The sequence below is a fragment of the Streptomyces sp. NPDC041068 genome, assembly GCF_040647455.1.
Taxonomy (GTDB): Bacteria; Actinomycetota; Actinomycetes; order Streptomycetales; family Streptomycetaceae; genus Streptomyces.
In genome coordinates this window covers 202,083-225,499 of the sequence record NZ_JBEZCG010000017.1, presented here as the reverse complement: position 1 = coordinate 225,499, position 23,417 = coordinate 202,083, and the positions used below count along the sequence as shown (strand labels likewise).

The 23,417-nt window shown below is 67.8% G+C and carries 31 protein-coding genes and 2 tRNA genes; 17 read left to right on the top strand and 16 right to left on the bottom strand.

Features of this window, described 5'->3' with window-relative positions; all coding sequences use genetic code 11:
* The first annotated feature begins 21 nt into the window (after positions 1-21).
* Together AB0B50_RS34295 and AB0B50_RS34290 are read left to right on the top strand one after the other, a co-directional pair.
* A complete protein-coding gene (locus tag AB0B50_RS34295; protein ID WP_362339721.1) occupies positions 22-1,038 on the top strand; it encodes an aldo/keto reductase in 1,017 nt (338 codons plus the stop codon).
* Positions 1,039-1,062: 24 nt separating this feature from the next.
* Positions 1,063-1,650 carry a TetR family transcriptional regulator gene (locus tag AB0B50_RS34290; RefSeq protein WP_362339720.1) on the top strand — a complete coding sequence of 196 codons (588 nt, stop codon included), beginning with the start codon at positions 1,063-1,065 and terminating at the stop codon, positions 1,648-1,650.
* Positions 1,651-1,662: 12 nt separating this feature from the next.
* Here the strand turns inward: AB0B50_RS34290 and AB0B50_RS34285 are convergent, their stop codons facing one another.
* Positions 1,663-2,175, bottom strand: coding sequence for a hypothetical protein (locus tag AB0B50_RS34285; protein ID WP_362339719.1), 513 nt, complete (start codon positions 2,173-2,175; stop codon positions 1,663-1,665).
* 276 nt (positions 2,176-2,451) lie between these two features.
* On the opposite strand from AB0B50_RS34285, the gene AB0B50_RS34280 reads away from it, so the two are divergent.
* From AB0B50_RS34280 to AB0B50_RS34270, 3 genes are all read left to right on the top strand, one after another.
* Positions 2,452-3,336, top strand: a complete 885-nt coding sequence (locus tag AB0B50_RS34280; protein WP_362339718.1) for a polysaccharide deacetylase family protein — start codon at positions 2,452-2,454, stop codon at positions 3,334-3,336.
* Positions 3,308-3,381, top strand: a tRNA-Ser gene (locus AB0B50_RS34275). The genes AB0B50_RS34280 and AB0B50_RS34275 overlap by 29 nt, the downstream gene beginning before the upstream one ends.
* Positions 3,382-3,637: 256 nt before the next feature.
* The gene (locus tag AB0B50_RS34270) at positions 3,638-3,931 is read left to right on the top strand and encodes a hypothetical protein (RefSeq protein ID WP_362339717.1); all 294 of its coding nucleotides are present in this window, start codon (positions 3,638-3,640) and stop codon (positions 3,929-3,931) included.
* A gap of 526 nt (positions 3,932-4,457) precedes the next feature.
* Here the strand turns inward: AB0B50_RS34270 and AB0B50_RS34265 are convergent.
* The 3 genes from AB0B50_RS34265 to AB0B50_RS34255 form a co-directional block, all read right to left on the bottom strand.
* Entirely contained in the window at positions 4,458-5,372 is a 915-nt protein-coding gene (locus tag AB0B50_RS34265; protein WP_362339716.1) for a hypothetical protein, read from the bottom strand.
* Entirely contained in the window at positions 5,372-5,500 is a 129-nt protein-coding gene (locus AB0B50_RS34260; protein WP_362339715.1) for a hypothetical protein, read from the bottom strand. Before AB0B50_RS34260 ends, AB0B50_RS34265 begins: the two co-directional genes overlap by 1 nt.
* A gap of 301 nt (positions 5,501-5,801) precedes the next feature.
* Positions 5,802-6,179 (bottom strand): hypothetical protein, encoded by a 378-nt coding sequence (locus AB0B50_RS34255; RefSeq protein ID WP_362339714.1) that lies wholly within the window; start codon positions 6,177-6,179, stop codon positions 5,802-5,804.
* 178 nt (positions 6,180-6,357) lie between these two features.
* On the opposite strand from AB0B50_RS34255, the gene AB0B50_RS34250 reads away from it, so the two are divergent.
* The 3 genes from AB0B50_RS34250 (at position 6,358) to AB0B50_RS34240 (ending at position 9,346) form a co-directional block, all read left to right on the top strand.
* Positions 6,358-7,104, top strand: a complete 747-nt coding sequence (locus tag AB0B50_RS34250) for an XRE family transcriptional regulator (protein ID WP_362339713.1) — start codon at positions 6,358-6,360, stop codon at positions 7,102-7,104.
* A 2-nt stretch (positions 7,105-7,106) separates the two neighbouring features.
* A complete protein-coding gene (locus AB0B50_RS34245; protein WP_362339712.1) occupies positions 7,107-7,577 on the top strand; it encodes an NUDIX domain-containing protein in 471 nt (156 codons plus the stop codon).
* Between the two features lie 1,695 nt (positions 7,578-9,272).
* Positions 9,273-9,346 (top strand) — tRNA-Ser (locus AB0B50_RS34240).
* Positions 9,347-9,508: 162 nt separating this feature from the next.
* Here the strand turns inward: AB0B50_RS34240 and AB0B50_RS34235 are convergent.
* The 6 genes from AB0B50_RS34235 to AB0B50_RS34210 form a co-directional block, all read right to left on the bottom strand.
* Entirely contained in the window at positions 9,509-10,015 is a 507-nt protein-coding gene (locus tag AB0B50_RS34235) for a hypothetical protein (RefSeq protein WP_362339711.1), read from the bottom strand.
* A 24-nt stretch (positions 10,016-10,039) separates the two neighbouring features.
* On the bottom strand, positions 10,040-10,630 hold the full coding sequence (locus tag AB0B50_RS34230; RefSeq protein WP_362339710.1) for a hypothetical protein: 591 nt from the start codon (positions 10,628-10,630) through the stop codon (positions 10,040-10,042).
* Positions 10,631-10,786: 156 nt separating this feature from the next.
* On the bottom strand, positions 10,787-11,287 hold the full coding sequence (locus AB0B50_RS34225; protein WP_362339709.1) for a hypothetical protein: 501 nt from the start codon (positions 11,285-11,287) through the stop codon (positions 10,787-10,789).
* Between the two features lie 565 nt (positions 11,288-11,852).
* Positions 11,853-12,173: a DUF1330 domain-containing protein gene (locus AB0B50_RS34220; RefSeq protein WP_362339708.1), complete on the bottom strand. Its 321-nt coding sequence runs from the start codon at positions 12,171-12,173 to the stop codon at positions 11,853-11,855.
* Positions 12,155-12,844, bottom strand: coding sequence for a class I SAM-dependent methyltransferase (locus AB0B50_RS34215; protein WP_362339707.1), 690 nt, complete (start codon positions 12,842-12,844; stop codon positions 12,155-12,157). The genes AB0B50_RS34220 and AB0B50_RS34215 overlap by 19 nt, the downstream gene beginning before the upstream one ends.
* A gap of 44 nt (positions 12,845-12,888) precedes the next feature.
* Positions 12,889-13,314: a hypothetical protein gene (locus AB0B50_RS34210; RefSeq protein ID WP_362339706.1), complete on the bottom strand. Its 426-nt coding sequence runs from the start codon at positions 13,312-13,314 to the stop codon at positions 12,889-12,891.
* A gap of 78 nt (positions 13,315-13,392) precedes the next feature.
* Between AB0B50_RS34210 and AB0B50_RS34205 the strand changes: the two genes are divergently transcribed.
* Positions 13,393-14,265, top strand: a complete 873-nt coding sequence (locus AB0B50_RS34205; RefSeq protein ID WP_362339705.1) for a helix-turn-helix domain-containing protein — start codon at positions 13,393-13,395, stop codon at positions 14,263-14,265.
* Here the strand turns inward: AB0B50_RS34205 and AB0B50_RS34200 are convergent.
* Entirely contained in the window at positions 14,229-14,441 is a 213-nt protein-coding gene (locus AB0B50_RS34200; protein WP_362339704.1) for a hypothetical protein, read from the bottom strand. The two genes, AB0B50_RS34205 and AB0B50_RS34200, sit on opposite strands and share 37 nt — an antisense overlap.
* An 84-nt stretch (positions 14,442-14,525) precedes the next feature.
* The gene (locus AB0B50_RS34195; RefSeq protein ID WP_362339703.1) at positions 14,526-15,908 is read right to left on the bottom strand and encodes a glycine--tRNA ligase; all 1,383 of its coding nucleotides are present in this window, start codon (positions 15,906-15,908) and stop codon (positions 14,526-14,528) included.
* 189 nt (positions 15,909-16,097) lie between these two features.
* On the opposite strand from AB0B50_RS34195, the gene AB0B50_RS34190 reads away from it, so the two are divergent.
* From AB0B50_RS34190 to AB0B50_RS34175, 4 genes are all read left to right on the top strand, one after another.
* Positions 16,098-17,087, top strand: coding sequence for a metal ABC transporter substrate-binding protein (locus AB0B50_RS34190; RefSeq protein WP_362339702.1), 990 nt, complete (start codon positions 16,098-16,100; stop codon positions 17,085-17,087).
* Between the two features lie 32 nt (positions 17,088-17,119).
* Complete coding sequence (locus AB0B50_RS34185) at positions 17,120-17,908, top strand: metal ABC transporter ATP-binding protein (protein WP_362339701.1); 789 nt, start codon at positions 17,120-17,122, stop codon at positions 17,906-17,908.
* Positions 17,909-17,927: 19 nt separating this feature from the next.
* Positions 17,928-18,818, top strand: coding sequence for a metal ABC transporter permease (locus AB0B50_RS34180; RefSeq protein WP_362339700.1), 891 nt, complete (start codon positions 17,928-17,930; stop codon positions 18,816-18,818).
* Between the two features lie 71 nt (positions 18,819-18,889).
* Entirely contained in the window at positions 18,890-19,291 is a 402-nt protein-coding gene (locus AB0B50_RS34175) for a transcriptional repressor (RefSeq protein WP_362339699.1), read from the top strand.
* A gap of 68 nt (positions 19,292-19,359) precedes the next feature.
* On the opposite strand, the gene AB0B50_RS34170 is transcribed toward AB0B50_RS34175, so the two are convergent.
* Positions 19,360-20,181 (bottom strand): isoprenyl transferase, encoded by an 822-nt coding sequence (locus AB0B50_RS34170; RefSeq protein WP_362339698.1) that lies wholly within the window; start codon positions 20,179-20,181, stop codon positions 19,360-19,362.
* A 23-nt stretch (positions 20,182-20,204) separates the two neighbouring features.
* Entirely contained in the window at positions 20,205-20,954 is a 750-nt protein-coding gene (gene recO / locus AB0B50_RS34165; RefSeq protein WP_362339697.1) for a DNA repair protein RecO, read from the bottom strand.
* Between the two features lie 180 nt (positions 20,955-21,134).
* Between recO and AB0B50_RS34160 the strand changes: the two genes are divergently transcribed.
* The gene (locus AB0B50_RS34160) at positions 21,135-21,440 is read left to right on the top strand and encodes a hypothetical protein (RefSeq protein WP_362339696.1); all 306 of its coding nucleotides are present in this window, start codon (positions 21,135-21,137) and stop codon (positions 21,438-21,440) included.
* On the top strand, positions 21,437-21,583 hold the full coding sequence (locus tag AB0B50_RS34155) for a hypothetical protein (protein WP_362339695.1): 147 nt from the start codon (positions 21,437-21,439) through the stop codon (positions 21,581-21,583). The genes AB0B50_RS34160 and AB0B50_RS34155 overlap by 4 nt, the downstream gene beginning before the upstream one ends.
* Before the next feature lie 112 nt (positions 21,584-21,695).
* Here AB0B50_RS34155 and AB0B50_RS34150 read toward each other — a convergent pair whose 3' ends face one another.
* Together AB0B50_RS34150 and AB0B50_RS34145 are read right to left on the bottom strand one after the other, a co-directional pair.
* Positions 21,696-21,923, bottom strand: a complete 228-nt coding sequence (locus AB0B50_RS34150; RefSeq protein WP_362339694.1) for a hypothetical protein — start codon at positions 21,921-21,923, stop codon at positions 21,696-21,698.
* Positions 21,920-22,144, bottom strand: coding sequence for a hypothetical protein (locus tag AB0B50_RS34145; protein ID WP_362339693.1), 225 nt, complete (start codon positions 22,142-22,144; stop codon positions 21,920-21,922). Before AB0B50_RS34145 ends, AB0B50_RS34150 begins: the two co-directional genes overlap by 4 nt.
* A gap of 115 nt (positions 22,145-22,259) precedes the next feature.
* Here AB0B50_RS34145 and AB0B50_RS34140 point away from each other — a divergent pair, with 115 nt between their 5' ends.
* Complete coding sequence (locus tag AB0B50_RS34140) at positions 22,260-23,102, top strand: helix-turn-helix transcriptional regulator (RefSeq protein WP_362339692.1); 843 nt, start codon at positions 22,260-22,262, stop codon at positions 23,100-23,102.
* Entirely contained in the window at positions 23,084-23,359 is a 276-nt protein-coding gene (locus AB0B50_RS34135; protein ID WP_362339691.1) for a DUF397 domain-containing protein, read from the top strand. Before AB0B50_RS34140 ends, AB0B50_RS34135 begins: the two co-directional genes overlap by 19 nt.
* The last annotated feature ends 58 nt before the right edge of the window (positions 23,360-23,417 follow it).

Sequence of the window (23,417 nt, the reverse complement as noted above, 5' to 3'; positions counted from 1 at the left end):
TTGTCATGCCATGGTGGAGGCATGCGTACTCTCACCCTCGGAAACACCGGCCCCCAGACCTCCGCCCTCGGCCTCGGCTGCATGGGCATGTCCGCGCTGTACGGCGACGCGGACCGCACGGAGTCCATCGCGACGATCCACGCCGCCCTCGAAGCGGGCGTCACGCTCCTGGACACCGGCGACTTCTACGCCATGGGGCACAACGAACTGCTGATCGGCGAGGCCCTGCGCACCGCCCCGGCCGCGCGCCGCGAACAGGCGCTCACCAGCGTCAAGTTCGGCGCCCTGCGCGACCCGGACGGCGGCTGGTCGGGGTACGACGGCCGCCCGGCCGCGGTGAAGAACTTCGCCGCGTACTCGCTCCAGCGCCTGGGCGTCGACCACATCGACGTCTACCGCATCGCCCGCATCGACCCCGACGTCCCGGTCGAGGAGACGGTGGGCGCCATCGCCGAGCTGGTCGAGAAGGGCCACGTCCGGCACATCGGCCTCTCCGAGGTCGCCGCCGACACGATCCGCAGGGCGGCGGCCACCGCCCCCATCTCCGACCTCCAGATCGAGTACTCGCTCATCTCCCGCGGCATCGAGGCGGAGATCCTGCCGACGGTCAGCGAGCTCGGCATCGGCGTGACGGCGTACGGGGTCCTCTCCCGCGGCCTGATCTCCGGCCACTTCACCCGCGACCGGCAGCTGGCCGCGAACGACTTCCGCGCGATGAGCCCCCGCTTCCAGGGGGAGAACCTCGACCGCAACCTCGACCTGGTCGACGCGCTGCGGAAGATCGCCGAGCAGAAGGGCGTCAGCGTGGCGCAGACCGCCATCGCGTGGGTGCTCGCGCAGGGGCCGCGGCACGGGGCGTCGATCGTGCCGCTGGTCGGCGCCCGGCGCAGGGACCGGCTCGACGAGGCGCTCGGCGCACTCGACGTGACGCTGGACGACGCGGACCTCGCGGCGATCGAGGCGGCGGTGCCGGCGGACGCGGCGGCCGGGGCCCGCTACCCGGAGTCCCAGATGGCACACCTCGACAGCGAGCGCTGACATGCCCGCGGGTACGGTCTAGTCATGGCTACCGCGGCACCCCTCACCCCCGAGCGCATCCTCGAAGCGACCGAGGAGGTGCTGCGCAGGCACGGCGCGGCCAAGGCCACGGTCGTCGACGTGGCCCGCGCCCTCGGGGTGAGCCACGGCACGGTGTACCGCCACTTCCGCACGAAGGCGGAGCTGCGCGGCGCGGTGACGCGGCGCTGGCTGGACCGCACCTCGGACACCCTCTCCGGAATCGTCACCGGCACCGAGCAGCCCGAGGCGAAGCTCCGGCACTGGCTGGCGGGCCTCTTCGCCGCGAAGCAGCACAAGGCCGGTGACGATCCCGAACTCTTCGCCACGTACACGGTGTTGACGGACGAGAACAGCGACGTGGTGGACGCCCACATCGCGGACCTCACGGGCCAGCTGACGGCGATCATCCAACAGGGCGTGGACGCGGGCGACTTCGCGTCCCCGGCCCCGGCGGCATCGGCCCGAGCGGTCTTCGACGCCACAAGCCGCTTCCACGACCCGTGCTACGCCCCGCACTGGTCACGGCCGGGCATCGAGGACGCCTTCACAGCGGTGGTCGATCTGGCGGTGCGGGGGCTGCGGGCGCGGTGACCGGATCCTCCCTCAGTGCAGGATTTCGGCGCGCAACCGCTCCTTCGGCGTGTTGATGTCCCAATAGCGAACGGTGCCCCTGGCGTTCTTGAAAGCGCCTGTTCCGCCGGTGATGGCCATGTCGAGCGAACTCGCTTCGTCCGCCCGCAGCGATTGCATCGTCAGAGAGCCACGCTCGAGTTCTATCGTGATCACGGCCTGCGACGTGGCCTTTTCACCCTTGACGTAAACGACCTGAGACGTCCCGGCCCCACGTCCGACTTCGCGGCCGTTCTCCACTGCGGTGGCACAGTAGACGCTCATGTCGCCCAGGCTCGGCCCCGGCCTGCCGAGATCGACAGCCTCGTACTCAAGGTCCTTGAGCTGGATTTCCATGACCTCGACCCGGCCCTTTCCCGGGCTATCGGCAGGCGCTTCGGAGCTATCGGCATCCGCGCTGCCGACGGCAAAGACACCGACCGCGGCGGTGACGAGCGAAAGGGCGGTGAATTTCCTGAGCACGGCTCGTCTGCTGTTTTCCCTCATGCCGGAATCTCCTCATGATGATCTGCATGCGCGAACAACTCGACGCTATGGCGCGCGAGTTGTGGCGTCCAAGACCAACACCGCTATGACGTCATCGCACTGGTGGCATGAGGAGGGGGACTACTGGTAGGACCCAGGAACCACCACCGAATCCCACTTCGGTACGTCCCCAGGGCCGCTGGGCGGACATCCCGGTGTTCCACCAGGCCCATGGGCAGCTCAGGGCCTCTTTGTTCGGCGGCGTGTCGAGGCGGCGGCCGCCCGCGTTGGAGGAGCATGATCCCCTTCACCGCCCCGTCCCGCCCCGCTCCACGCGGCGCACGCGCCCTCCTGGCCACCGCATTCGTCGCCCTCACCTTGGTGACCGCCACGTCACCGCCCGCCGACGGCCGTCCCCGAGCACTGGCGTCCGGCACCCCGACGACAGCGGTACGGCCGGTAGAGACCATGCGGACGGGGCCGGTCGACCACCTCTACGGCTCCCCGGTCCGCAAGATCCCCACCGAGGAGAAGCTCGTCGCGCTCACGTTCAACGCCGCCTGGAACGAGAGCGGCCTGGACGCCGTCCTGAAGGTGCTGCGCCAGCAGAAGGCACCGGCCACCTTCTTCCTCACCGGCCAGTTCGCCGAACGCCACCCGGACGCCGCCCGGAGCATCGCCGCCGCCGGGCACGGCATCGGCAACCACTCCCACAGCCACCCCCGGTTCGAAGTCCTCACCCCCGCCGAGCGCGCACAGGAGGTCCACGACGCCGACACCGCCATCCGCGCCGCCACCGCCACCCAGCCCCTGCCGTTCTTCCGCTTCCCCTACGGCTCCGCCCCGGCCGCACACGTCACCCAGGTCAACAGGCTCGGCTACGCCGACATCGAGTACACCGCCGACACCAACGGCTACAAGGGCACCGCCGGCGGCATGACCGTGCAGAAGACCGTCACCCGCGCCCTGGACGCCCTCGTCCCCGGCGAGATCATCCAGATGCACGTCGGCTCACTCGACGGCCACGACCCGGTCCTCGACGCCCAGGCCCTGCCCCAGATCATCGACGCCCTGCACACCCGCGGCTACCAGATCACCGACCTGCGCACTCTCCTCCAGCGGGAGAACGCTTGGGGCACTGAGGCCGGGACCCGCCCGAGCGGCCTTGGGGAACGGTCTTGAAAACCGTCGCGGCGCGAGTCGCCGTGGGTTCAAATCCCATACCCACCGCAGCAGGTCAGCGTATGGGCTGGTCAGAAGGGTGCCTCTCACTGGGAGGCACCCTTTGTCGTGGGCGGCTGTCTCACCTTGATCCGCGACTGTCACGCCGTGGATCAGCGCGTGTGGACCAGGTGTGGACCACGGCATGTCCCAAGCGCCCTCTAACGCCGGTCTCCAACTGGCTAGCGAGGACCAGGACCAGGGGTAGGGAGCCCTCTGCCGTACGGTGTGGGCGTTGGCAGGAGCTGCTTCGGGGGGAACCGTGGCGCATCCAGTACAGCAACTGGTCGATCACGTCACCTGCGGCGAGGTCTTGGACCTGGCTAACGGTCAGCCAGTGGACGAAGCTGATCTGCGCTCTTGGGGGCCGGAGCGCACCATCCCCGCCATGGCCATCCGCGACATCTTGCGGCGGCGCCTGGCCACCGACCCCGACCCCCATGGCTTGCAGCTGTGCGCGGCGCGCGTCGAGGGCCGCATTGATTTGGAGAGCCTCACCACCGACACACCCCTGACATTGGCAGATTGCTGGCTCCCTGAAGGCATCAACGTATGACGCATGGATGAGGCGTGGCTGATGCCGGTTCGGGGTTGCTGGAGACATACGTGACGGGTGATCGTTCGGCTCTCCCACCGTTGTGGCTGACTTTCGGTGGCTGAGGCCAGAACTGGGCGCCCACAAGCTGAGCGGCAACATCGGTTCTCCCTGACTCGACTACTGGGAACCGGAGTTGCAGCCGCACCCGCATCCGCGCACGCCAACCACCCCGGTACCATCGGCACCGGGGTCCTGATCAGGGCTTCCACGACCGGACCACCCGGAATGCTGTCCAGGCTGAGGGGTGGTCCGGTCTTTTCGTTGTCGGCGCCCGCCACGTGTGAAACGGGTGGGCGAACGCGAGTGGTGTCCCGGGTGCCGCGCGGGGAGTCCAGTCTTCGCGCGGCACCCGAGGGCTCTTCGCCGGGCGCAGGGCGGGAGCCGGGCCCCTACCTTCCCGGGGATCGGGGCCCCTGCCGTGCTGCCCCGGATCAGTAGGGCGGGCGCGGCGCCGCCGCCGGGGAGCGCTCCCGGGGCGGGGTCATTAGGCTGCGGTGGGCGCCTGTGCGGTGACGCGCTTCCACCACACCGTTACGTCCCGGGCCTCCTCGATCGTCGGCAGAAGCGACAGGTCGGACCAGCAGGCGTTCAACCGGTCCAGGCCGCCGTCGCGTTCGGTCACAGCGGCCACCCACCGTGCGCCGGTCTCGTACACCTCGTGCGGCGGGTCGATCGTCGAGGCTCGGCCCGGCACCCACACCCGGCTCAGCGGCTCCGGCGCCGTCTCGGCACGCTGCTCCTGCTCGGGGATCAACTCATCGCGCACGTACCGTTTGAAGGCATCGGATGCCCGGCCTGTGGGCTCGCGGCCGACCTGGCGGCCGAAGAGCCGCTGGGTGACCTGCTGCGCGCACCACAGAGCGTGCCCCGAGGCGACGAAATGCGAGTACCCAGCCACACCGCGCAGCTCAGGGCACGCCATGGTGTGGGCGCGGGAGATCACTCCGCCCCCGGCGTGGTGCTGGAGGATGTGGCACAGCTCGTTGGCCACGATCATGGTGATCTCATGCTGTCCCGCGCCCTGGTGATACAAGGCGTCAGGCATGAACAGGATCACCGGCTGCTCCCGATGCCCGTTCCCCTCGACGAGGGTGTTGGCCCCGGCCAGCATCCAGTGCCGGTCCAGGTCCTCCTCCCGCGCCATCAGCAGGGCGCGCAGGTCCGTGGCCTCCCGTTCGGACAGGTCGAGTTCATCGAGGTCCCGTTCAAGGCCACGCCGCTGCTCGGCGATCACGTCGAACACGAAGCCGGTCCGGTAGGTGAGGCGGACCCGCACCTCCTCGGGCAGCGGGAGCTCGGTGATCTCCTCGACGTGCGGCGCGGCCGCCTCAACGGCCTTCTCGATCATCGGGGCGAACTCGGGGTGCGCCGGGCTCTCGGTGATCAGGGATACGCGCATCAACAGACCTTCCAGAGTGCTGGCGGTACAGGGGTGGTTGTGGTGTGGGGAGTGGAGACCACCGTCAGCGGGACGACCAGCGAGGACCAGCCGAGGACGATGAGCACCATGAACAGCCGCTGTCTCACCGCCGCACCGCCCACCGCGTGGGTAACCGGGCAGGGGCCGGCCTCGGGGTGAAGCGTCGGCGCATGAGGGGCAACAGGAAGAACCACATGGTCCAACTCCCTTGCGAGGTAGAGGGGGTGGAGCTCCCCGCCCTGCCGGGGTCAGGGGACCGATGCTCGGGGGAGCCATGCCGACAGGGCGGGGAAGCTGGGGGGCTGGGTTTAGGGGGTGCTCGACGGCCACCAAGCAGCCGCCATCACCGCGACGAGGGCGCCGGGACACAGGCCGCACAGCCACGCGCAGGCGACGACCCACGTGCGCTCACTCACCGCGCCGCACCCGCGCAATGTGCATCGCACGGAACAACGCCGTGATCTCGGCGACGTGCTTGCACTGCGTCCAGGCCACCACCCGATTCGGGCCGCCCAGATCCTCGGGCAGATCCACCGTCTTGCCGATGGTGCGCAACGTGCGCTGGGCGTTCTGGTAGTCCCGCTCACGCCGGGCATCACTACCGGTGTGCGGGCGCTCCGTCTCCACGAGAACCCTCAGGGCATCGAGCAGACGCCGCATGGTCGCGATGCTGTCCCTTCGGCCAGGGACCTCGAACACGACGCGGCGCCCCCACGCGATGTCGTCGGCGGTCTTTCCCAAATCCAGCTCGAAGCCTGCGTTTACCGCACTCACGCTCTTCGTCATGATCCCTCCAGACCGGAGGGCTCGCCTCCGGCAAGCAGTCGGCGTCCGTCCGTGCTCATGCGGAGAAGCATCAAGGCGACTGGTAGGACCTAGGAACCACGACCGAATCCCACTTCGGGACGTCCCGCGTCGGGTAAAACGTCCCTAGTGCCGTCCCAGGATTCAGGGAGAGACTCAGATGCCGAACGAGAGATTACGAGCCGCCATGGCGGCTGGCGGCTGGACGTACGCGAGCCTCGCGGACAAGGTCGAGGTCGATCCCAAGTCCGTTGAGCGATGGGCCAATCTTGGGCGTACGCCGCGCCGTGCCACGGCCATGCTGGCAGCGGAAACGCTAGGAGAAGACGTGCACGTTCTATGGCCAGCGCTCCGTCAGGCACGACCTGCCCGCGCAGTGAGCCCGGAGCTGGTTGCGCTGTACGACCAGCGGGCGGACATCCCGGTGTCTGCCTTCGTGGACATGCTGAAGCAGGCCCGCGAGCGGATTGATGTGTTGGTGTATGCCGCCGTCTTCCTGCACGAGGCGTACCCACGGCTGAATGATCTGCTGCGCGAGCGAGCCGCCGAAGGCTGCACCGTTCGCATCGCGGTGGGTGACGCCGAGAGCGCGAACGTCCAAGCGCGTGGCCAGGAAGAGAAGTTCGGCCACGGCATCGACTCCCGCTGCCGACTGGCCCTGATGCACTACCGCCCTCTGCTCGGCGCATCCGGAGTCGAGATAAGGACCCACGGAACAACGCTCTACAACTCCCTCTACCGCGCCGATGACCAACTGTTGGTCAACGCCCACGTCTGGGGAGTGAACGCCTACGGTGCCCCTGTGTGGCATCTCCGCCGTAACGGGGAAGGCGGCATGTTCGACACCTACGCCACGAGCTTCGACGCGGTGTGGGAGACGGCAGAGCCGGTACAGCAGGAAGGGTGACCATGGCACGGACCGAGTACTACGACGATCCGAACGCCCCCAAGCCGAACAGCATGGTTGTTGCGGCCTCAGCGGTCGTCACTGACGAACAGGGACGCATCCTGCTTCAGCGACGCCGGGACAACGACCTCTGGGCGTTGCCAGGAGGCGGTATGGATCTCACCGATTCCCTGCCCGGCACAGCGGTCCGCGAGGTCAAGGAAGAGACCGGGCTGGACGTGGAGATCACGGGCCTGGTCGGTACGTACACCGACCCGAAGCACATCATCGAGTACACGGACGGTGAAGTCCGGCGCCAGTTCAACGTCTGCTTCACCGCCCGGATCATCGGAGGCCAACTCGCGATCTCCGATGAGTCGACCGAACTGCGGTTTGCCCTGCCGGGTGATCTTGAGGAACTGCCAATGCACCACACCCAGCGGCTCAGGCTTCGGCACTTCCTGGAGCATCGCGAGCACCCGTATCTCGGCTGACAGATACGGGCAGCACCACCAACCGGGAGTTGAGCGATGCAACTGCCCTCGGCAGAGGGCCATGAACCCGGCCACGGTTGTCCGATCGCTTGGGTGTGAAGGCGTCCGCCCCTCACAGTCATACCTGACGTTCAGCGCCTTGAGTGGGCGGTAGGCAAACAGCGTCTTTGGCATGCACGCGCAGCCGCGCTTCCGACTCACTCATAGTCATCAGGTTCGGCGTAGTCGTAATCCCAGTAGGAGTATCGGCGCTTTCGTTCTTCTTGCAAGTCTGTTGCCCTAGCAAGCCGTTGACGGACGGCCTGTCGAGAGATTCCGCAGGTGTGTCCAACCTCTGCTTGTGATACGCCGAATTGGCATGCGTAATAGGTGGCAGTCAGTACATTTATTTCTACTCCTGCGGAGAAGTCGGACAGAGTCGAAAGCAGTGCCAAGTGTTCTTGCTGCGTTACCGGACCTGATGGGCTCCGAGGTGGCACAGGGAGTCTTTCTACGGCCTTCTCCCACGCGAGCCCGTACAGATAAGTGGTGATGGGGTCATCCAGAGGCAGCGTCATGCTGACAAGCGTAGTTGTCGCCGTCGGCGTGTGGGTATGCCTGGGCATGTGCCTGCTCCTGTTGGCTGACCTGCTGAAACCGTCTAGTCATTGACGCGCGAGCGGTGGTGTCACATACTCACTGGCAGGTCCGGCATGCCCGGAACGTGTTGGCGGAGGCTTGGTCTTCCGCCTTTTTGTTGCCCGAACTTAGCGTTCGGGCTTTTTTGTTGCCATTTCTTTCTCATGGGAATGGCGATGTCTGCGCGACTCGCGTTCGGCTTCTGGCTGGCGAGTGGCTAGTCAACCCAGGAGACCTAGGTGCAAATCCTCGGTGAACTGGCGTCGTTGGGATTCCTTCCTGGAGTGGCATGGGTGGCGCGGTGCATCATCCGTGACATCCTCGACCACAGGAACAAGCGGGCAGACCGTGAGTTGAAGCGGCAGATGCTTCAGCGGATCCCTGACGACCAGGTGGCCTCAGTTTTTCAAGAGTCTGGCGCTGACCCCAGCACAGCTCAGGAATAGCTAAACGGCCCTTTTTTGACCAGTGATCTCCTGGGCTGGAGTCGTGTAGCTTGTATCGCAGTTTTAAAACTGCAAAGTTAGGGAGACAAGTGAACGACCGGCACGTAACGCTTGCCGCCCAGCATCGGGCCCTTGCGGAAGCCCTGGCCGAAGCGGAGGAGGTTCCAGCGGGACGTCTACTCGGCTTGCCAGAGTTGCCTGAAGATGATGTCTGGGTGGACACCGCTGGAGCGGCGGCACTTGTGCAGGTGAACCCCAAGACAATCACCGGTTGGCTGACACGTAGCGGGCCAAAGAGACGACCGTTTCCCTCACCTCACAGAGTGCTGTACCGCCTGTACTGGAGGCGGAGTGACATCGAGGGTTGGCTACGCCGTAGCCAAGATTGACGGCAGCCCTGACGGCAATGACGGCACACGGCTACGCGTGATCGCCTCCTTGTGCGATCGAGGTCCGGGGTGGGCAGCCGCTCGCAAGCGGTCTTGCCGGATCCTACGGATCAGAAGGTTGCGGAGCCGGTCTCGTCCTTGCTCCGCTGCGTGGACCCCGTGTGGACCACGCTCTCCACGAAGCGCGTGTGGCTGGCTGCCTGCAAGCGCTGCATCGCAGGTGGGCGGCACGGAGACGAGCTTCCCGAGCGGCCTTGGGGAACGGTCTTGAAAACCGTCGCGGCGCGAGTCGCCGTGGGTTCAAATCCCATACCCACCGCAGCAGGTCAGCGTATGGGCTGGTCAGAAGGGGCGCTCCGTTTCAGGGGCGCCCCTTCCACATGGTCGTTGTCTCACCTTGATCCGCCCCTGGCTCGCGGAACGGGGCGCCCGGTGGGTCACCGGGCGCGCCCCTCTGATGTCCGTGTGTGCAGACCTGTCAGTCCTGCTCTCCGGAATCCGGCTTGTTGATCCGCGGAACAGACTTGAACGGACCAAACTGGGGCCGCTGTTGCTTCGCCAGATGTCGATGCCACTGCCTGACGCACCACCAGGCGAACACGATGGGTACGAAGGACAGCACCGTGGGAACCAATGGCGGCAGCCCCGACCACAACGGTATTGGCCACACCACAGCGACGACGATCGGAGCCACGACGGTCAGGCCGATCAAGAGAGCGCCCCACACGTCGTCAACCCGCTCCCACCACGAACGGTTCTCAAGATATGAATGAACCGCCATCATCACGGCTACTACGAACGCCACGGCCGGGGCGATCAACCAGGGCGACGCGGGCATACCGCGATTGCCGAAGAGTTCGCCGATGAAGGTGGCCGGGATGTACGCAATGAGCAGGAACGTAAGGGTACTGAGAACACCGCTGCCCAAGTTGCCGAGCTCGTCGTCGGTCGAATCCTGCGCGGGTGAGTCCAGGTTCTGCTTCACGGGCGGTCCCCTTCCCTACTGTGCCTACATGCATGCATGGGCCAGGTCGGGGAGCCCCGTGGAGTTGACGATGAGGTTCACGATTTCCTCGTCAATGCCCTTCGGATAGGTACGGTGCTTGATGAACGACCAGACGGCCTTCCACACCTTCTTGCCATTCTTGACGAGCTTCCACGCCTTGGCGATGCCGATTCCGTTCTCGGCGGCGAACTTCGCCACCCCGGCCGCACATCCGAACCAACCAAACGCCACTACCGCGCCCTGGGCATGCTGCTTCTGGTTCAGGAAGTCGCTGACCTCACGGAGCGCATCCTGGTCGCCGGCTTCGACTCTCTTGATCAGCGGCTCGGGGATCGAACCGATGAGATCGAAAGCGCGCTTGACCGCGGCTTCGCCTTCCTCATCACTGACCCCGGCCAGCCTGGGGTCAACATCAGTGGGCGCGGCGCCGGTCGGGGCCTGCACCGTGACAGTGGATATCGAGGACCGTGCCGCTTCCTCGTGGCCGCGGTCGGCAGCAACTGCCGATCCAGACAGTCCCGTGCCAACAATTGCTGCGGCGACAAGACCGGCAACTGCCGTGCTGAGCCTGCGTCGCTGAGTGCTGTTCTGCACGCGCCGCACTCCTTTGAATACATGCGGTGTTTGCTTGAGGGCATGGCTTGCAACCCAACTCTTTTGGTGGGAAAGGGTTGTTAACCGACCTCGATTACAAGATCGACTTCATCACGCCTCAATCGGGTGAGCTGTGATGGAAGCCATAGTTCCGCCTCAGATCACCATCAAGGCACCGATGTTGGCGCATTTGCAATCATGTGGACGCATACCTGAAGGCTGGGAGGCTTGCGATGCCAAGGTCCACTCGGCATGGCGGGCGAGGTGGCGGGAGTGACCTTGGCTGAATCCGTCTGGCTCAGCCCCCAAGCCCCTCGCCCGGCGGCAACGATCCGCCTTCCAGACCTCCCCGTACTCCTTGGACAGGATGTGGCCGCCCTGGACCGCGCGGAACAACCGGCCGCCCTCGGCTGTGCCGAACTTCTGGATGTGGTCGCGGATCATGCGGACCGGGAGGGGCGGGATCGGTACCGCACGGGTGGCCTTGCGGGCGCGCTTCTTCAGGCCGCGTGAGTCGTACGACTCTCCGGTGTCCGTCCACGCCGAGCCCACCCGCGGAGTGCTGGACGAGCGGAGGTTGGCCGCTTCGCCGGGGCGGTCGGCGGCGGGCTCGCCGTCGAGCTTCAGCGTGAGCGCGTTGAGCGCGGAGCGGACCACGGGCGGGGTTTGAGATCAGAGATGTGCACCGACTTGCGGTCGACCCAGTCCAGGGCCGCCGCGATCTGCTCGGGAGGTTGCTCAGCGTCCGTGCGACGTTGCCACTTGCCCTCGGCGTCCTTGACGAGGCGGAAGGCCCATGAGTAGAGCGCTGCTTGGCCGAGGCTCCGGGCCACTTCATCTCCATGTACGCGAGGGTGTGTGCGTACCAGGTGGGAGACGTGAGCGCCTGGACATCGGACGCGGGCAATCCGGTGTCCGTGTCGAACCGTTCGCGCGCTTGCGGATGCCCCAGATCTGCACGTCACAGGTCAGGACGCGGGGACGTCACAGGTGGCCCACCACGCGTCCAGGCCTGAACGGCTTATCCATAGCTGGCCGTTCGGCATCTTCAGGCACTGCGGGGCCCTGCCGCGTGCGCGCAGTCGGTAGAACGCGGCCCGCGGGGCGCACTCGTCATGATCACGAAGTCGGGCGAGACCATCGCCTACAAGCTGCCGTCGCTCGCCCTCCTGAGCTTCGTGCGCTTCCATCAGTTCCGTCGGCACGCGCGTCCCGAAGGCGCCTAGGCCGGGGCCGGAAGGGAGAACCCCTCGGGCGGTACCCCCTCCGTGAACAGCATCGACACCCTTACCTTGCCCTCCCGTATCCGGCGGGCCTCCCGGTATTCCGGGGAGTCGTACCACTCCCTGAGCCGCGTCATGTCCGGGAACTCCAGGACCACCAACCGGGAGGCGTTCCAGGTGCCTTCGATCGGCTCAGGTGTGGGGCCCGCCACCAGGTAGCGGCCGCCGTGGGCGAGGATCGACTCCTGGGCCACCGGCGCGTAGGCCAAACCTGCCTCCTCGTCCAGTACGTCGATGGTGACTATCGCGTATGCGGGCACTGTCCGGCCTTCTTCCCTTCCTGGTCTTCCTCTTCCCTTCGCATCAGCAGGTGGCCCCTGCGGAACCTCTCCCCCTCCCGGGGCTCCCGCAGCATCCGGCCCACCTCGGTGAAGCCGGACTTGGCGGCCAGTTCCGCGAGGCCGTCGACCGGCCAGCGGTAGGCCGTCGTGACCTTGTGGTCGAACGGGGTGACCGGGGCGCCCTCCGACTCGAAGAACGCGAGCAGGAGATGGCCGCCGGGGGCCAGGAGGCGGCGGAACTCCTTGAAGTACGGGGGCAGTTCCCGCGGCGGGGTGTGGATCACCGAATACCAGGAGACGATGCCCGACAGGGCGGCGTCCGGAACGTCCAGTGCGTCCATCGAGCCGACCTCGAAGCGGATCTCCGGGTACGCCTCGCGCGCCAGGCCGATCATCGTCGGCGACAGGTCCACGCCGAAGGCGTCCAGGCCCAGGTCCCGCAGGAGAGCCGTCACGGGGCCGGGGCCGCAGCCCAGCTCCGCGACGGGGCCCGGAGCATCCGCCGCCCGCACCTGGTCGGCGAACGCGGCGATCCAGGCTCGGTCCAGCGAGGGGGTTTCCAAGTCGTCGCGGGCCATTCCGGCGTACACCGTGGCTATGGAGTCGTAGGCGTTCGCCGTCTCATCGAGGTAAGTGGAGGATTCAGTCACAGGCGGACCCTAGGGCCTGCCTCTGACAACCGTGCCTGCAGCCCCTACAGACCCTCCTCCGTCGGCCTGTGCTCCACGTACTCGATCACCGTTCCGTCCTTGTGCCGTGCCGTGAAGCCCGAGCCCGTCGGGACCTTGATCAGCGGGTCCGTGATCTCCGCGCCCTCCGCCGCCAGGCGTTCCAGGTACTTCTGCGCCGAGTCGATCAGCAACGTGCCGTGCGTCGCGCGGAACGGGGCCAGGGTCTCCTCCGTGCCCTCGATCAGGAGGAAGGCGCCCACCACGGCGAGCGCGAGCTTCTTCTCGGGGTACGCGAACCACATGTCCCGTTCCGTGCCCAGCAGGCGCTCGTAGGAGGACGCCAGTTCGTCCAGCGTTCCCGGGCCCGTGTAGACGCGGATGAAGGGGCGGGGCTCGGAAAGGTCCGTGGAGTCGTTGCGGCGGCGCCACATCGTGGGAGTTTCAGTCATGGGACCAGGCTCCCTTTGTGCCCGCTCCTCAACCAGCCAGGCGTTCATGGGGGTTAGCCCAGGTCATAGGCTGAGGCCATGGCCACCACCACGGAGACCGCCGAGCCCCTGGAGCACGCCACCACAGCCCTCCGCCGACAGCTCGGCGGGTTTCTGCGCGCCTACCGCGAATCCCTCTCCCCCGGCGACGTCGGGCTGCCGAACACCACGCGCCGCCGCACGAAAGGGCTGCGCCGCGAAGAGGTCGCCGCGCTCTCCGGCGTCTCCGTGTCCTGGTACACCTGGCTGGAGCAGGGCCGCGTGGACACCTCGCGGCAGGTCCTCGCCGCCGTCGCCCGTGCTCTGCGCCTGGACGACACCGCCCACCGGCACGCCCTCGCCCTCGCCGGGTTCGCCCCCGCCACCGAGGGACGGGACACCTCGTACGACCCGAACCTCCGCGCCATGCTGGACAGTTGGCCCGACAGCCCGGCCCTGCTCCTCGGCCCCGCCCTGGACATCCTCGCCTGGAACTCCGCGTACACCGCCCTGTTGCCCGACCCCGCCGACACCCCCGAGGAGCGGCGCAATCTGGTGCTCCTGCTGGTCGGGGACGCCCGGCATCAGCAGGCACTGCCCGGCTGGGAGCCCGTCGCCATCGATCTGTACCGGCACCTGCGCACCCGCGCGGACCGCCGCCCCGGGGACGAGGGCTTCCGGCGGCTCACCGAGCAACTGCGGTCCGCGCGGCCCGACCTGGACGCCTGGTGGGCCTGCCGTTCGATCGGCGACTTCGCCTCACGGACCGTCGAGATCGTCGAGACCGCGTCGCAGAGCGGTCGCGGCCGCGGCCGCGCACCCCGCCCGTACGCCATGAACCTGCTGCTCACCCCGCAGCCGCAGGACGCCGCCGTCCTCGTACTGACCCCCAGGCCCTACGAAGACGAAGCCGACGGGTCCACCGTCGCCTGATGCTCCCGCGCCAGGTGTTCCTCCGCCTTGAGCCACGGCAGGAACTGCGCCTTCCTGCGCCACCCGCAGGTTCCGCAGCTCAACTGCCGCTGCACACCCGCCTTCCGGACCTGGACGACGTGTTCGCGCCCGTGCTGGTCCCATCTGCTGACCTTGCTCGCGGTCATCGGAAGCATGCGCCTCAGTGTGCACCGAAGCCCCCGGTTCCATAACCCGGAACCGGGGGCTTCGTATGACGTCACTCAGTGAACGTACGAGCGTCAGCAGCCCACGAGACGCGTCGCGAGGTAGCCCTCGATCTGGTCGAGGGAGACGCGCTCCTGCTTCATCGAGTCACGCTCGCGGACGGTGACCGCGTTGTCGTCCAGGGTGTCGAAGTCGACCGTCACGCAGTACGGCGTGCCGATCTCGTCCTGGCGGCGGTAGCGGCGGCCGATGGCGCCCGCGTCGTCGAACTCGATGTTCCAGTTCTGGCGCAGCGCCGTCGCCAGGCCCTTGGCCTTCGGCGAAAGCTCCGGGTTCCTCGACAGAGGGAGCACCGCGACCTTCACCGGGGCGATGCGGTGGTCGAAGCGCATGACCGTGCGCTTCTCCAGCTTGCCCTTGGCGTTCGGGGCCTCGTCCTCGATGTAGGAGTCCAGGAGGAACGCCAGCATCGTGCGGCCGACGCCCGCCGCGGGCTCGATGACGTACGGAGTCCAGCGCTCGCCGGCCTCCTGGTCGAAGTAGGACAGGTCCTGGCCGGACGCCTTGGAGTGCGCCGACAGGTCGTAGTCCGTGCGGTTGGCGACGCCTTCCAGCTCGCCCCACTCGCTGCCGCCGAACTGGAAGCGGTACTCGATGTCAGCGGTGCGCTTGGAGTAGTGGGAGAGCTTCTCCTTCGGGTGCTCGTACCACCGCATGTTCTCCTCGCGCAGGCCCAGGCCGGTGTACCAGTTCCAGCGCTGCTCCATCCAGTACTCCTGCCACTTCTCGTCCTCGCCCGGCTTGACGAAGAACTCCATCTCCATCTGCTCGAACTCGCGGGTGCGGAAGATGAAGTTGCCGGGCGTGATCTCGTTGCGGAAGGACTTGCCCATCTGCGCGATGCCGAACGGCGGCTTGCGGCGCGAGGTCTGCTGGACCTGGGCGAAGTTGGTGAAGATGCCCTGCGCGGTCTCGGGGCGCAGGTACGCGACGGAGCCGCTGTCCTGCGTGGGGCCGAGGTGCGTGGCGAGCATGCCGGAGAACTGCTTGGGCTCGGTGAACTGGCCCTTGGTGCCGCAGTTGGGGCAGTTGACGTCGGCGAGGCCGTTCGCCGGCGGGCGGTTGTGCTTGGCCTCGTAGGCCTCTTCCAGGTGGTCGGCGCGGTGGCGCTTGTGACAGGAGAGGCACTCGGTGAGCGGGTCGGAGAAGGTCGCGACGTGGCCGGAGGCCTGCCAGACCTCGCTGGCCAGGATCACCGACGAGTCGATGCCGACGACGTCCTCGCGCGAGGTGACCATGTAGCGCCACCACTGGCGCTTGAGGTTCTCCTTCAGCTCGACGCCCAGCGGTCCGTAGTCCCAGGCGGCGCGCTGACCGCCGTAGATCTCACTGCAGGGGAAAACGAAGCCACGGCGCTTGCTCAGGCTGACGATGGTGTCGATCTTGTCGGCGGCCACGGTGCTCTCTTCATTACGACGGCGGACGAAGCGGGGTTAGGCGCTCCGCGAGCGAATGCTTCAGGTTACCGGCGGCCTTACCCCCCTAATCAAATCGGTTCCGGTACAGCACGGGGGCAGGGGTCGGACCGGACCCCGGACCGGACCCCTTGTTGACAATCGTTTCCACATTTGTTGAAAATGAGTGTCATGAACGTACGACGCCTCATACCCACCGCCGCCCTTGCCTCCGCCACCGTCCTCGGCCTCACGGCGCTGACGGCCTGCTCCTCGTCGGCCGCGAGCGACAAGGACGGCAAGCTCGACGTGGTGGCGTCGTTCTATCCCATGCAGTACCTCGCGGAGCAGATCGGCGGGGACCACGTCGCCGTCACCAATCTCACCGAGCCCGGCCAGGAGCCGCACGACCTGGACGTCTCCGCCAAGCAGCGCGGACAGCTCGAAGAGTCCGACGTCGCCCTCTACCTCAAGGGACTGCAGCCCGCCGTCGACGACGCGATCGACCAGTCCGGCATCAAGACCAAGGTCGACGCCGCCTCCCTGACCAGCATGGAGAAGCACGGCAACGAGGTCGGCGGCCACGCCGAGGAGCACGACCGCGAGCACGGCGAGGACGAAGAGGGCCACGAAGGCCACGACCACGGCCACTCCCACGAGGGCTCCGACCCGCACATCTGGCTCGACCCCGTGAAGTACGCCGAGGTCGCCGAGGGCGTCGGCAAGGCCCTTGAGAAGGCCGACCCGGACAACGCCAAGACGTACAAGAAGAACACCGCGGCCCTGGTGAAGAAGCTCGATGGCCTGAACAAGTCCTTCGAGGACGGCCTGAAGGACACCGACTCCAAGGTCTTCATCACCACCCACGCCGCCTTCGGCTACCTCGCCGAGCGCTACGGCCTCACCGAAGAGGCCATCAGCGGCCTCGACCCCGAGGGCGAGCCCAGCGCCAAGCGCGTCAAGGACCTCCAGAAGATGGCGAAGGCCGACGGCGTCACCACCGTCTTCTACGAGACGCTCGTCAGCGACAAGACGGCGAAGACCATGGCGAAGGACGCGAACCTGAAGACCGATGTGCTCGACCCGATCGAGGGCATCACCGACAAGTCCAAGGGTGACGACTACATCCAGGTCATGGAGTCCAACCTCAAGGCCCTGCAGAAGGCCCTGGGCGCCAAGTGACCCCCTCCCCAGCGGCTTTGGAGGCCGGAGCCATGAGCAAGTCAGCTGAAGCCGAATCGGGCGACGCCGTCATATCCCTGCGCAAGGTGACGGCCGAGCTCGGCTCGCGCCCCGTCCTTCGCGGCATCGACCTCACCGTGAAGCGCGGCGAGGTCGTCGCCCTCCTCGGCGCCAACGGCTCCGGCAAGTCCACGGCCGTGCGCACGGTCATCGGGCAGGTCCCCGTGACCGGCGGCGAGGTCGAGATCTTCGGCACCCCGCGCCGCCGCTTCCGCGACTGGGCCCGCGTCGGGTACGTCCCGCAGCGCACCACCGCCGCGGGCGGCGTGCCCGCCACGATCACCGAGGTCGTCGCCTCCGGCCGGCTGGCCCGCGCCCGCTTCGGCGTGCTGCGCAAGGCCGACCGCGAGGCCGTCGCCCGCGCCATCGAGCTCGTGGGCCTCGCCGACCGCGCCAAGGACTCCGTGAACGCCCTCTCCGGCGGCCAGCACCAGCGGGTCCTCATCGCCCGCGCGCTGGCCTCCGAGCCGGAGGTGCTGATCATGGACGAGCCGATGGCGGGCGTCGACCTGGCCAGCCAGCAGGTCCTCGCCGACACCCTGCGCCTCCAGGTCGAGCGGGGCGCGTCCGTCCTGCTCGTCCTGCACGAGCTCGGCCCCCTGGAGCCGCTGATCGACCGCGCCGTGGTGCTCCGCGACGGCTGCGTCCTGCACGACGGGCCGCCCCCGGAGGCCGTCGGCCAGCACGCGCTGCCCGGTCACGACCACGTCCACCCGCACACCGCCGACGCGGAACCGGTCCGCACCGGCCTGCTGACCTGACCGAGGGCGAGCAACAACCATGGAACTCCTCAACTACGCCTTCATGCAGCGGGCGCTGCTCGCCGCCGTGCTGGTCGGCATCACCGCGCCCGCCGTCGGCATCTACCTCGTGCAGCGCCGCCAGGCCCTCATGGGCGACGGCATCGGGCACGTCGCGATGACCGGCGTCGGCCTCGGCTTCCTGCTCTCCACCTCCCCCGTCTGGATGGCGACGGCGGTCGCGATCGTCGGCGCCGTGGTCATGGAGCTGATCCGCTGGTACGGCAAGACCCGCGGCGACATCGCCCTCGCGATGCTGTTCTACGGCGGCATGGCGGGCGGCGTCATGTTCATCAACCTCGCCCCCGGCGGCTCGAACGCGAACCTCCAGTCGTACCTCTTCGGCTCGCTCTCCACGGTCTCCGAGGAGGACGTCACCGCGATCTGCCTGCTGGCCGCCTTTGTGGTCCTGGTCACCATCGGCCTGCGCCGCCAGCTCTTCGCGGTCAGCCAGGACGAGGAGTTCGCGCGCGTGACGGGTCTGCCGGTGCGCGCCCTGAACCTGCTCACCGCCGTCACCGCCGCGGTCACGGTCACCGTCGCCATGCGCGTCGTGGGCCTGCTCCTGGTCTCCGCGCTGATGGTGGTGCCGGTCGCGGCCGCCCAGCAGCTCACCCGCAGCTTCGCGGCGACCTTCGCGATCTCGGTGGCCATCGGCGTCGCGGTCACCCTCGGCGGCACGGTCACCTCGTACTACCAGGACGTCCCGCCCGGCGCGACGATCGTGCTCCTGACCATCGGCGTCTTCATCGCGCTCACCGTCCTCGCGACGCCGCTGGCCAGGCGCAGAGCGCGGGCCGCTGCCGCCGCCGAGGCGCTCGGCGACCCCGCCGAGTGCTCGGTCCCCGCCCAGCCCGTGGCCAAGACCTGACCCGCGCTCCGAGCGACCTGGCACAATGGCCCGGCAGGCCCAGACCAGAGCGCAGACGCGAGGAGGCAACCGTGGGAGCCCCGGTTCGAGGCAGGTCGACCCGCCAGCGCGCGGCAGTGGCGGCGGCACTCGACGAGGTGGACGAGTTCCGCAGCGCCCAAGAGCTGCACGACATGCTCAAGCACAAGGGCGACTCCGTCGGCCTGACCACGGTCTACCGCACGCTCCAGTCCCTCGCCGACGCCGGCGAGGTGGACGCGCTGCGCACCAACGAGGGCGAGACGGTCTACCGCCGCTGCTCGACCGGCGAGCACCACCACCATCTCGTCTGCCGCGTCTGCGGCAAGGCCGTGGAGGTCGAGGGCCCCGCGGTCGAGAAGTGGGCGGAGGCGATCGCCTCCGAGCACGGGTACGTGAACGTGGCGCACACGGTGGAGATCTTCGGCACGTGTGCGGAGTGCGCGAGCAAGTAGCTTCAGTGCGTACGTGAGGGGCCCGCACCGTCGGTTCGACGGTGCGGGCCCCTCACGCATGCGTACGTCTAGCTCTTGGGGATCTGCAGCTCGTTGGGGATCGCCCCGCCGAAGCGGCGGTCGCGCGAGGCGAATTCGAGGCAGGCGCGCCACAGGTCGCGCCGGTCGAAGTCCGGCCACAGGACGTCCTGGAAGACCATCTCGGCGTACGCGCTCTGCCACAGCAGGTAGTTGGAGGTGCGCTGCTCGCCGCTGGGGCGCAGGAACAGGTCCACGTCCGGCATGTCCGGGTAGTACAGGTACTTGGCGAAGGTCTTCTCGCTCACCTTCGACGGGTCGAGCCGACCGGCCTTCACGTCCTCGGCGAGGGCCTGCGCGGCATCGGCGATCTCGGCACGCCCGCCGTAGTTCATGCAGAAGTACAGGGTCAGCTTGTCGTTGCCCTTGGTCTGCTCCTGAGAGATCTCCAGCTCCTTGGCGACCGACTTCCACAGCTTGGGCATACGGCCCACCCAGCGCACCCGGATGCCGAGCTCGTCGAGCTGGTCGCGGGTCTTGCGGATGAAGTCGCGGTTGAAGTTCATCAGGAACTTCACCTCGTCCGGGGACCGCTTCCAGTTCTCGGTGGAGAAGGCGTAGAGCGAGATCGCGCCGACACCCATCTCGATGCCGCCCTGGAGTACGTCGAGCACGCGCTCGGCGCCCACCTTGTGCCCCTCGGTGCGCGGAAGCCCGCGCTCCTTGGCCCAGCGGCCGTTCCCGTCCATGACGATGGCGACATGCTTCGGGACCAGCTCGCCGGGGATCTTCGGCGGCTGGATGCCCGAGGGGTGCGGCTCGGGGGTCTTGTACTCGCGGCGGGACCGTCCGAGGATTCCGCGTCGTGCCATGGGGGGCTCTCTCCTAGCTCGCTTCAGTTCTTCTCTACGTACCGCAGTGAACGCAGTCCGCGCTCCAAGTGCCAATGCAGATAGGCGGAAACAAGCCCGCTGCCCTCTCTGGCGTGCCGTGCCTCGCACGCGTCCGCGGTCTCCCAGTCGCCCGTGAGCAGCGCGCCGAGCAGCGTGAGGGCCTCCGTCGACGGCACGACGCTGCCGGGCACCCGGCAGTCGACGCAAATCGAGCCGCCCGCCGCGACGGAGAAGAAGCGGTTCGGTCCCGGCATGCCGCATTTCGCACAGTCCGTGAAGCTCGGCGCGTAGCCGTTCACGGCCAGGGAGCGGAGCAGGAAGGCGTCGAGGACGAGGTGGGGCTCGTGCTCACCTCGGGACAGCACGCGGAGCGCGCCCACCAGCAGCAGGTACTGCTGCACGGCGGGCTCGCCCTCGTGGTCGGTGAACCGCTCGGCGGTCTCCAGCATGGCCGTGCCGGCGGTGTAGCGGGCGTAGTCCGTCACGATGCCGCCACCGTACGGAGCGATGGTCTCACTCTGCGTGCACAACGGGAGCCCGCGGCCGACCAGTTCGCTCCCCCGCGCGAAGAACTGCACGTCGACGTGGGAGAACGGTTCGAGGCGGGCCCCGAACTTGGACTTCGTACGCCGCACCCCGCGCGCCACGGCGCGTACGCGGCCGTGACCGCGTGTGAGCAGGGTGATGATGCGGTCCGCTTCACCCAGCTTCTGGGTGCGCAGCACGATGCCGTCGTCGCGGAACAGACTCATGGGCCCATTCTCGCGTACGGCAGGGGATGGCCGGGCCCGGGTTCCGCGCCAGGGCGCCGGTTCGCCGCGTATGCCCTCAACCTCCCCCGTCGGAGCGGTAGCGTACGGAGACCCGCCCCACCCGCACCGAAGGACCCTGTGAGCGCACAGCCCGAAGACCCCTACGGTCCCTTGGTCCCGATGCCCGAGCTGACGCCCGACGCACTGCGCGCCGCGGTGGCCCGGATCGCCCCCAGCCGGATCCCCGCGCTCACCCAGCACCTCTTAGAGGCGACGACGAACGCCCAGCAGACGCAGAGCCTGGCCCCCCTGCGCGCCTTCGTCCACTCGTGGGCCGTCTTCGTCGCGATCGAGCGGCATCCGCAGCGGGCGGCCCGCCTGCGTGCGTTGGAGCAGCTGGTGAACGCGGCGGAGCAGGACCCGGCGGACGCCGTCGCCGAGATCCGTCGCATCCGGGACGAGGCGGAAGCGGAGGCCGGTCTGTGACCGACTGGTCCTGGGACTGGAACCCGAGCGAGGAGTACCTCACCGACGGAGTCCCGCCCGGCGTCGTCGCCGAGGTCGAGCGGTTGGCCACCCGCCGCACTCGGACCGGACTCCGCCGCCGTCGGCAGACCCACCGACCGTGAAGGCGGCCTGCGCGAGTTCGACTTCCTCGGCGGACGCGGCTTCATCAGCTTCCTGCCCGCGCCTCGCCACGAATGCGTCTACATCTGCAACATCACCTGGTACGGCTGAGCCTCAGGGCACCTCCCCCCGGCTCCGTGCGTTCGCATACGCCGTCGCCGCGCGCAGCCGCTCCGCGCTGGTCGCCGTTCTCACCGCCTCCGGTGTGCAGTCCCACTCCCTCCCTCCGCCGTAGGGGCGGAGTTGGACGTACGGACCCTCGTGGCCCATGACTCTCCCCACGCGGCCGTTGCGGGTGTCCACCACGTACGAGCCGACGGGGAGGTTCGACGGACGGTTCATGGCTCACTCCTCAGCGCGGCGGCGAGGCGTGCCGCCTGGTCGACGGAACATCCGCCCAATTCGATCCGCAGACAGGGCGCCTCCCTCGCGATCGTCACCGGGTCGATCCGCAATGACGGCAAGGAAATTCCCGCCCGTGCGAGTGCGGTGCGCAATTCGTTCACTGTTTCCTCCGCGTGTGCGACGCAGGCCACTGCGTGGGGCTTTTCTCCGGTCGTCACGTGGCTCCCCTTTGCCGCTGGATTTCACTCTTCGTGCCCCTACGGTGGCGCACTCCACCTACACTCGGCAGGAGTCTGTCCTCTACAACTGAGAGGCAGCGGGAGGCGGTTGGCCATGGCCAATGGTTCGCGTGGTTCGAGGCAGGCGGCGTGGGAGTTCTTCGGCGCGGAGCTGAAGCGGAGGCGGGAGGAGGCTGGGCTCAGCCAGTCTGCGCTGGGGGTAAGGGTTTTCGTGTCCGGGGGGTACATCGGGCAGTTCGAGCAGGCCATTCGAAAGCCTCAGCTTGATGTGGCTCAACGTATTGATGAGGTGCTACAAACCGACGGCTTTTTCGAGCGGATGTGCCGGAAGCTGATCGATGACAGGCGGTACGCGGATTACTTCGCGGCTGTGGTGGAGCTTGAGGCACTGGCGACGCGGATCTGCGAGTTCGCGCCGACGCTGATTCCGGGCCTGCTGCAAACCGCCGCGTACGCGCGGGCGGTGACGCTGGCCGCCAATCCGTTCGTCACCGATGAGTACGTGGACGAGAAGGTGACGGCCCGGATGGAACGGGCCCACATCCTCAAGGACGCGGCGCGGCCCGAGTATTGGGTGGTACTGCACGAGAATGCGCTGTACATCCCGGTGGGGGGCGCGCAGGCGATGGCGCAGCAACTGGAACACGTTGCGGCGCTGATGCGGGCGCGGCAGGTGTTGGTGATGGTGCTTCCCTACGGGGTGGGGGCGCACGCCTCCATGGCTGGGGATCTGAGGCTCATGGAGTTCGAGGATGCCCCTCCAACCGCCTATACAGAGACATCGTTTTCGGGAACCCTCGTCGACGAACCGGCGGTGGTGATGCGCGCTGAGCGCGCATACGATCTGCTCAGGGGCGCCGCGCTGTCGCCGGAGGCGTCCCTCGCCCTGGTCGAGTCGGCGGCTGAGGACTACAGACGATGCACGAGTACGACCTGAGCAACGCTCGCTGGCGCAAGAGCAGCTACAGCAACGGCGAGGGCGGCAACTGTGTCGAGGTCGCGCACGACTTCGTGGGCGCCGCCCGCTGGCGCAAGAGCAGTCACAGCAGCGGCGATGGTGGTGAAGACTGCGTCGAGGTAGGCGAAGGAGTCCCCGGCGTCGTCCCCGTCAGGGACAGCAAGGACCCCCAGGGCACCGCCCTGGTGATACGCGCCGCCGCCTGGTCCGCATTCGTGGCCCACATCAAACACTGACGCGAGCTGGACGCCCCGTCAGGGGCGCGGGGAACTGCGCGATCAACCCCCACAACCC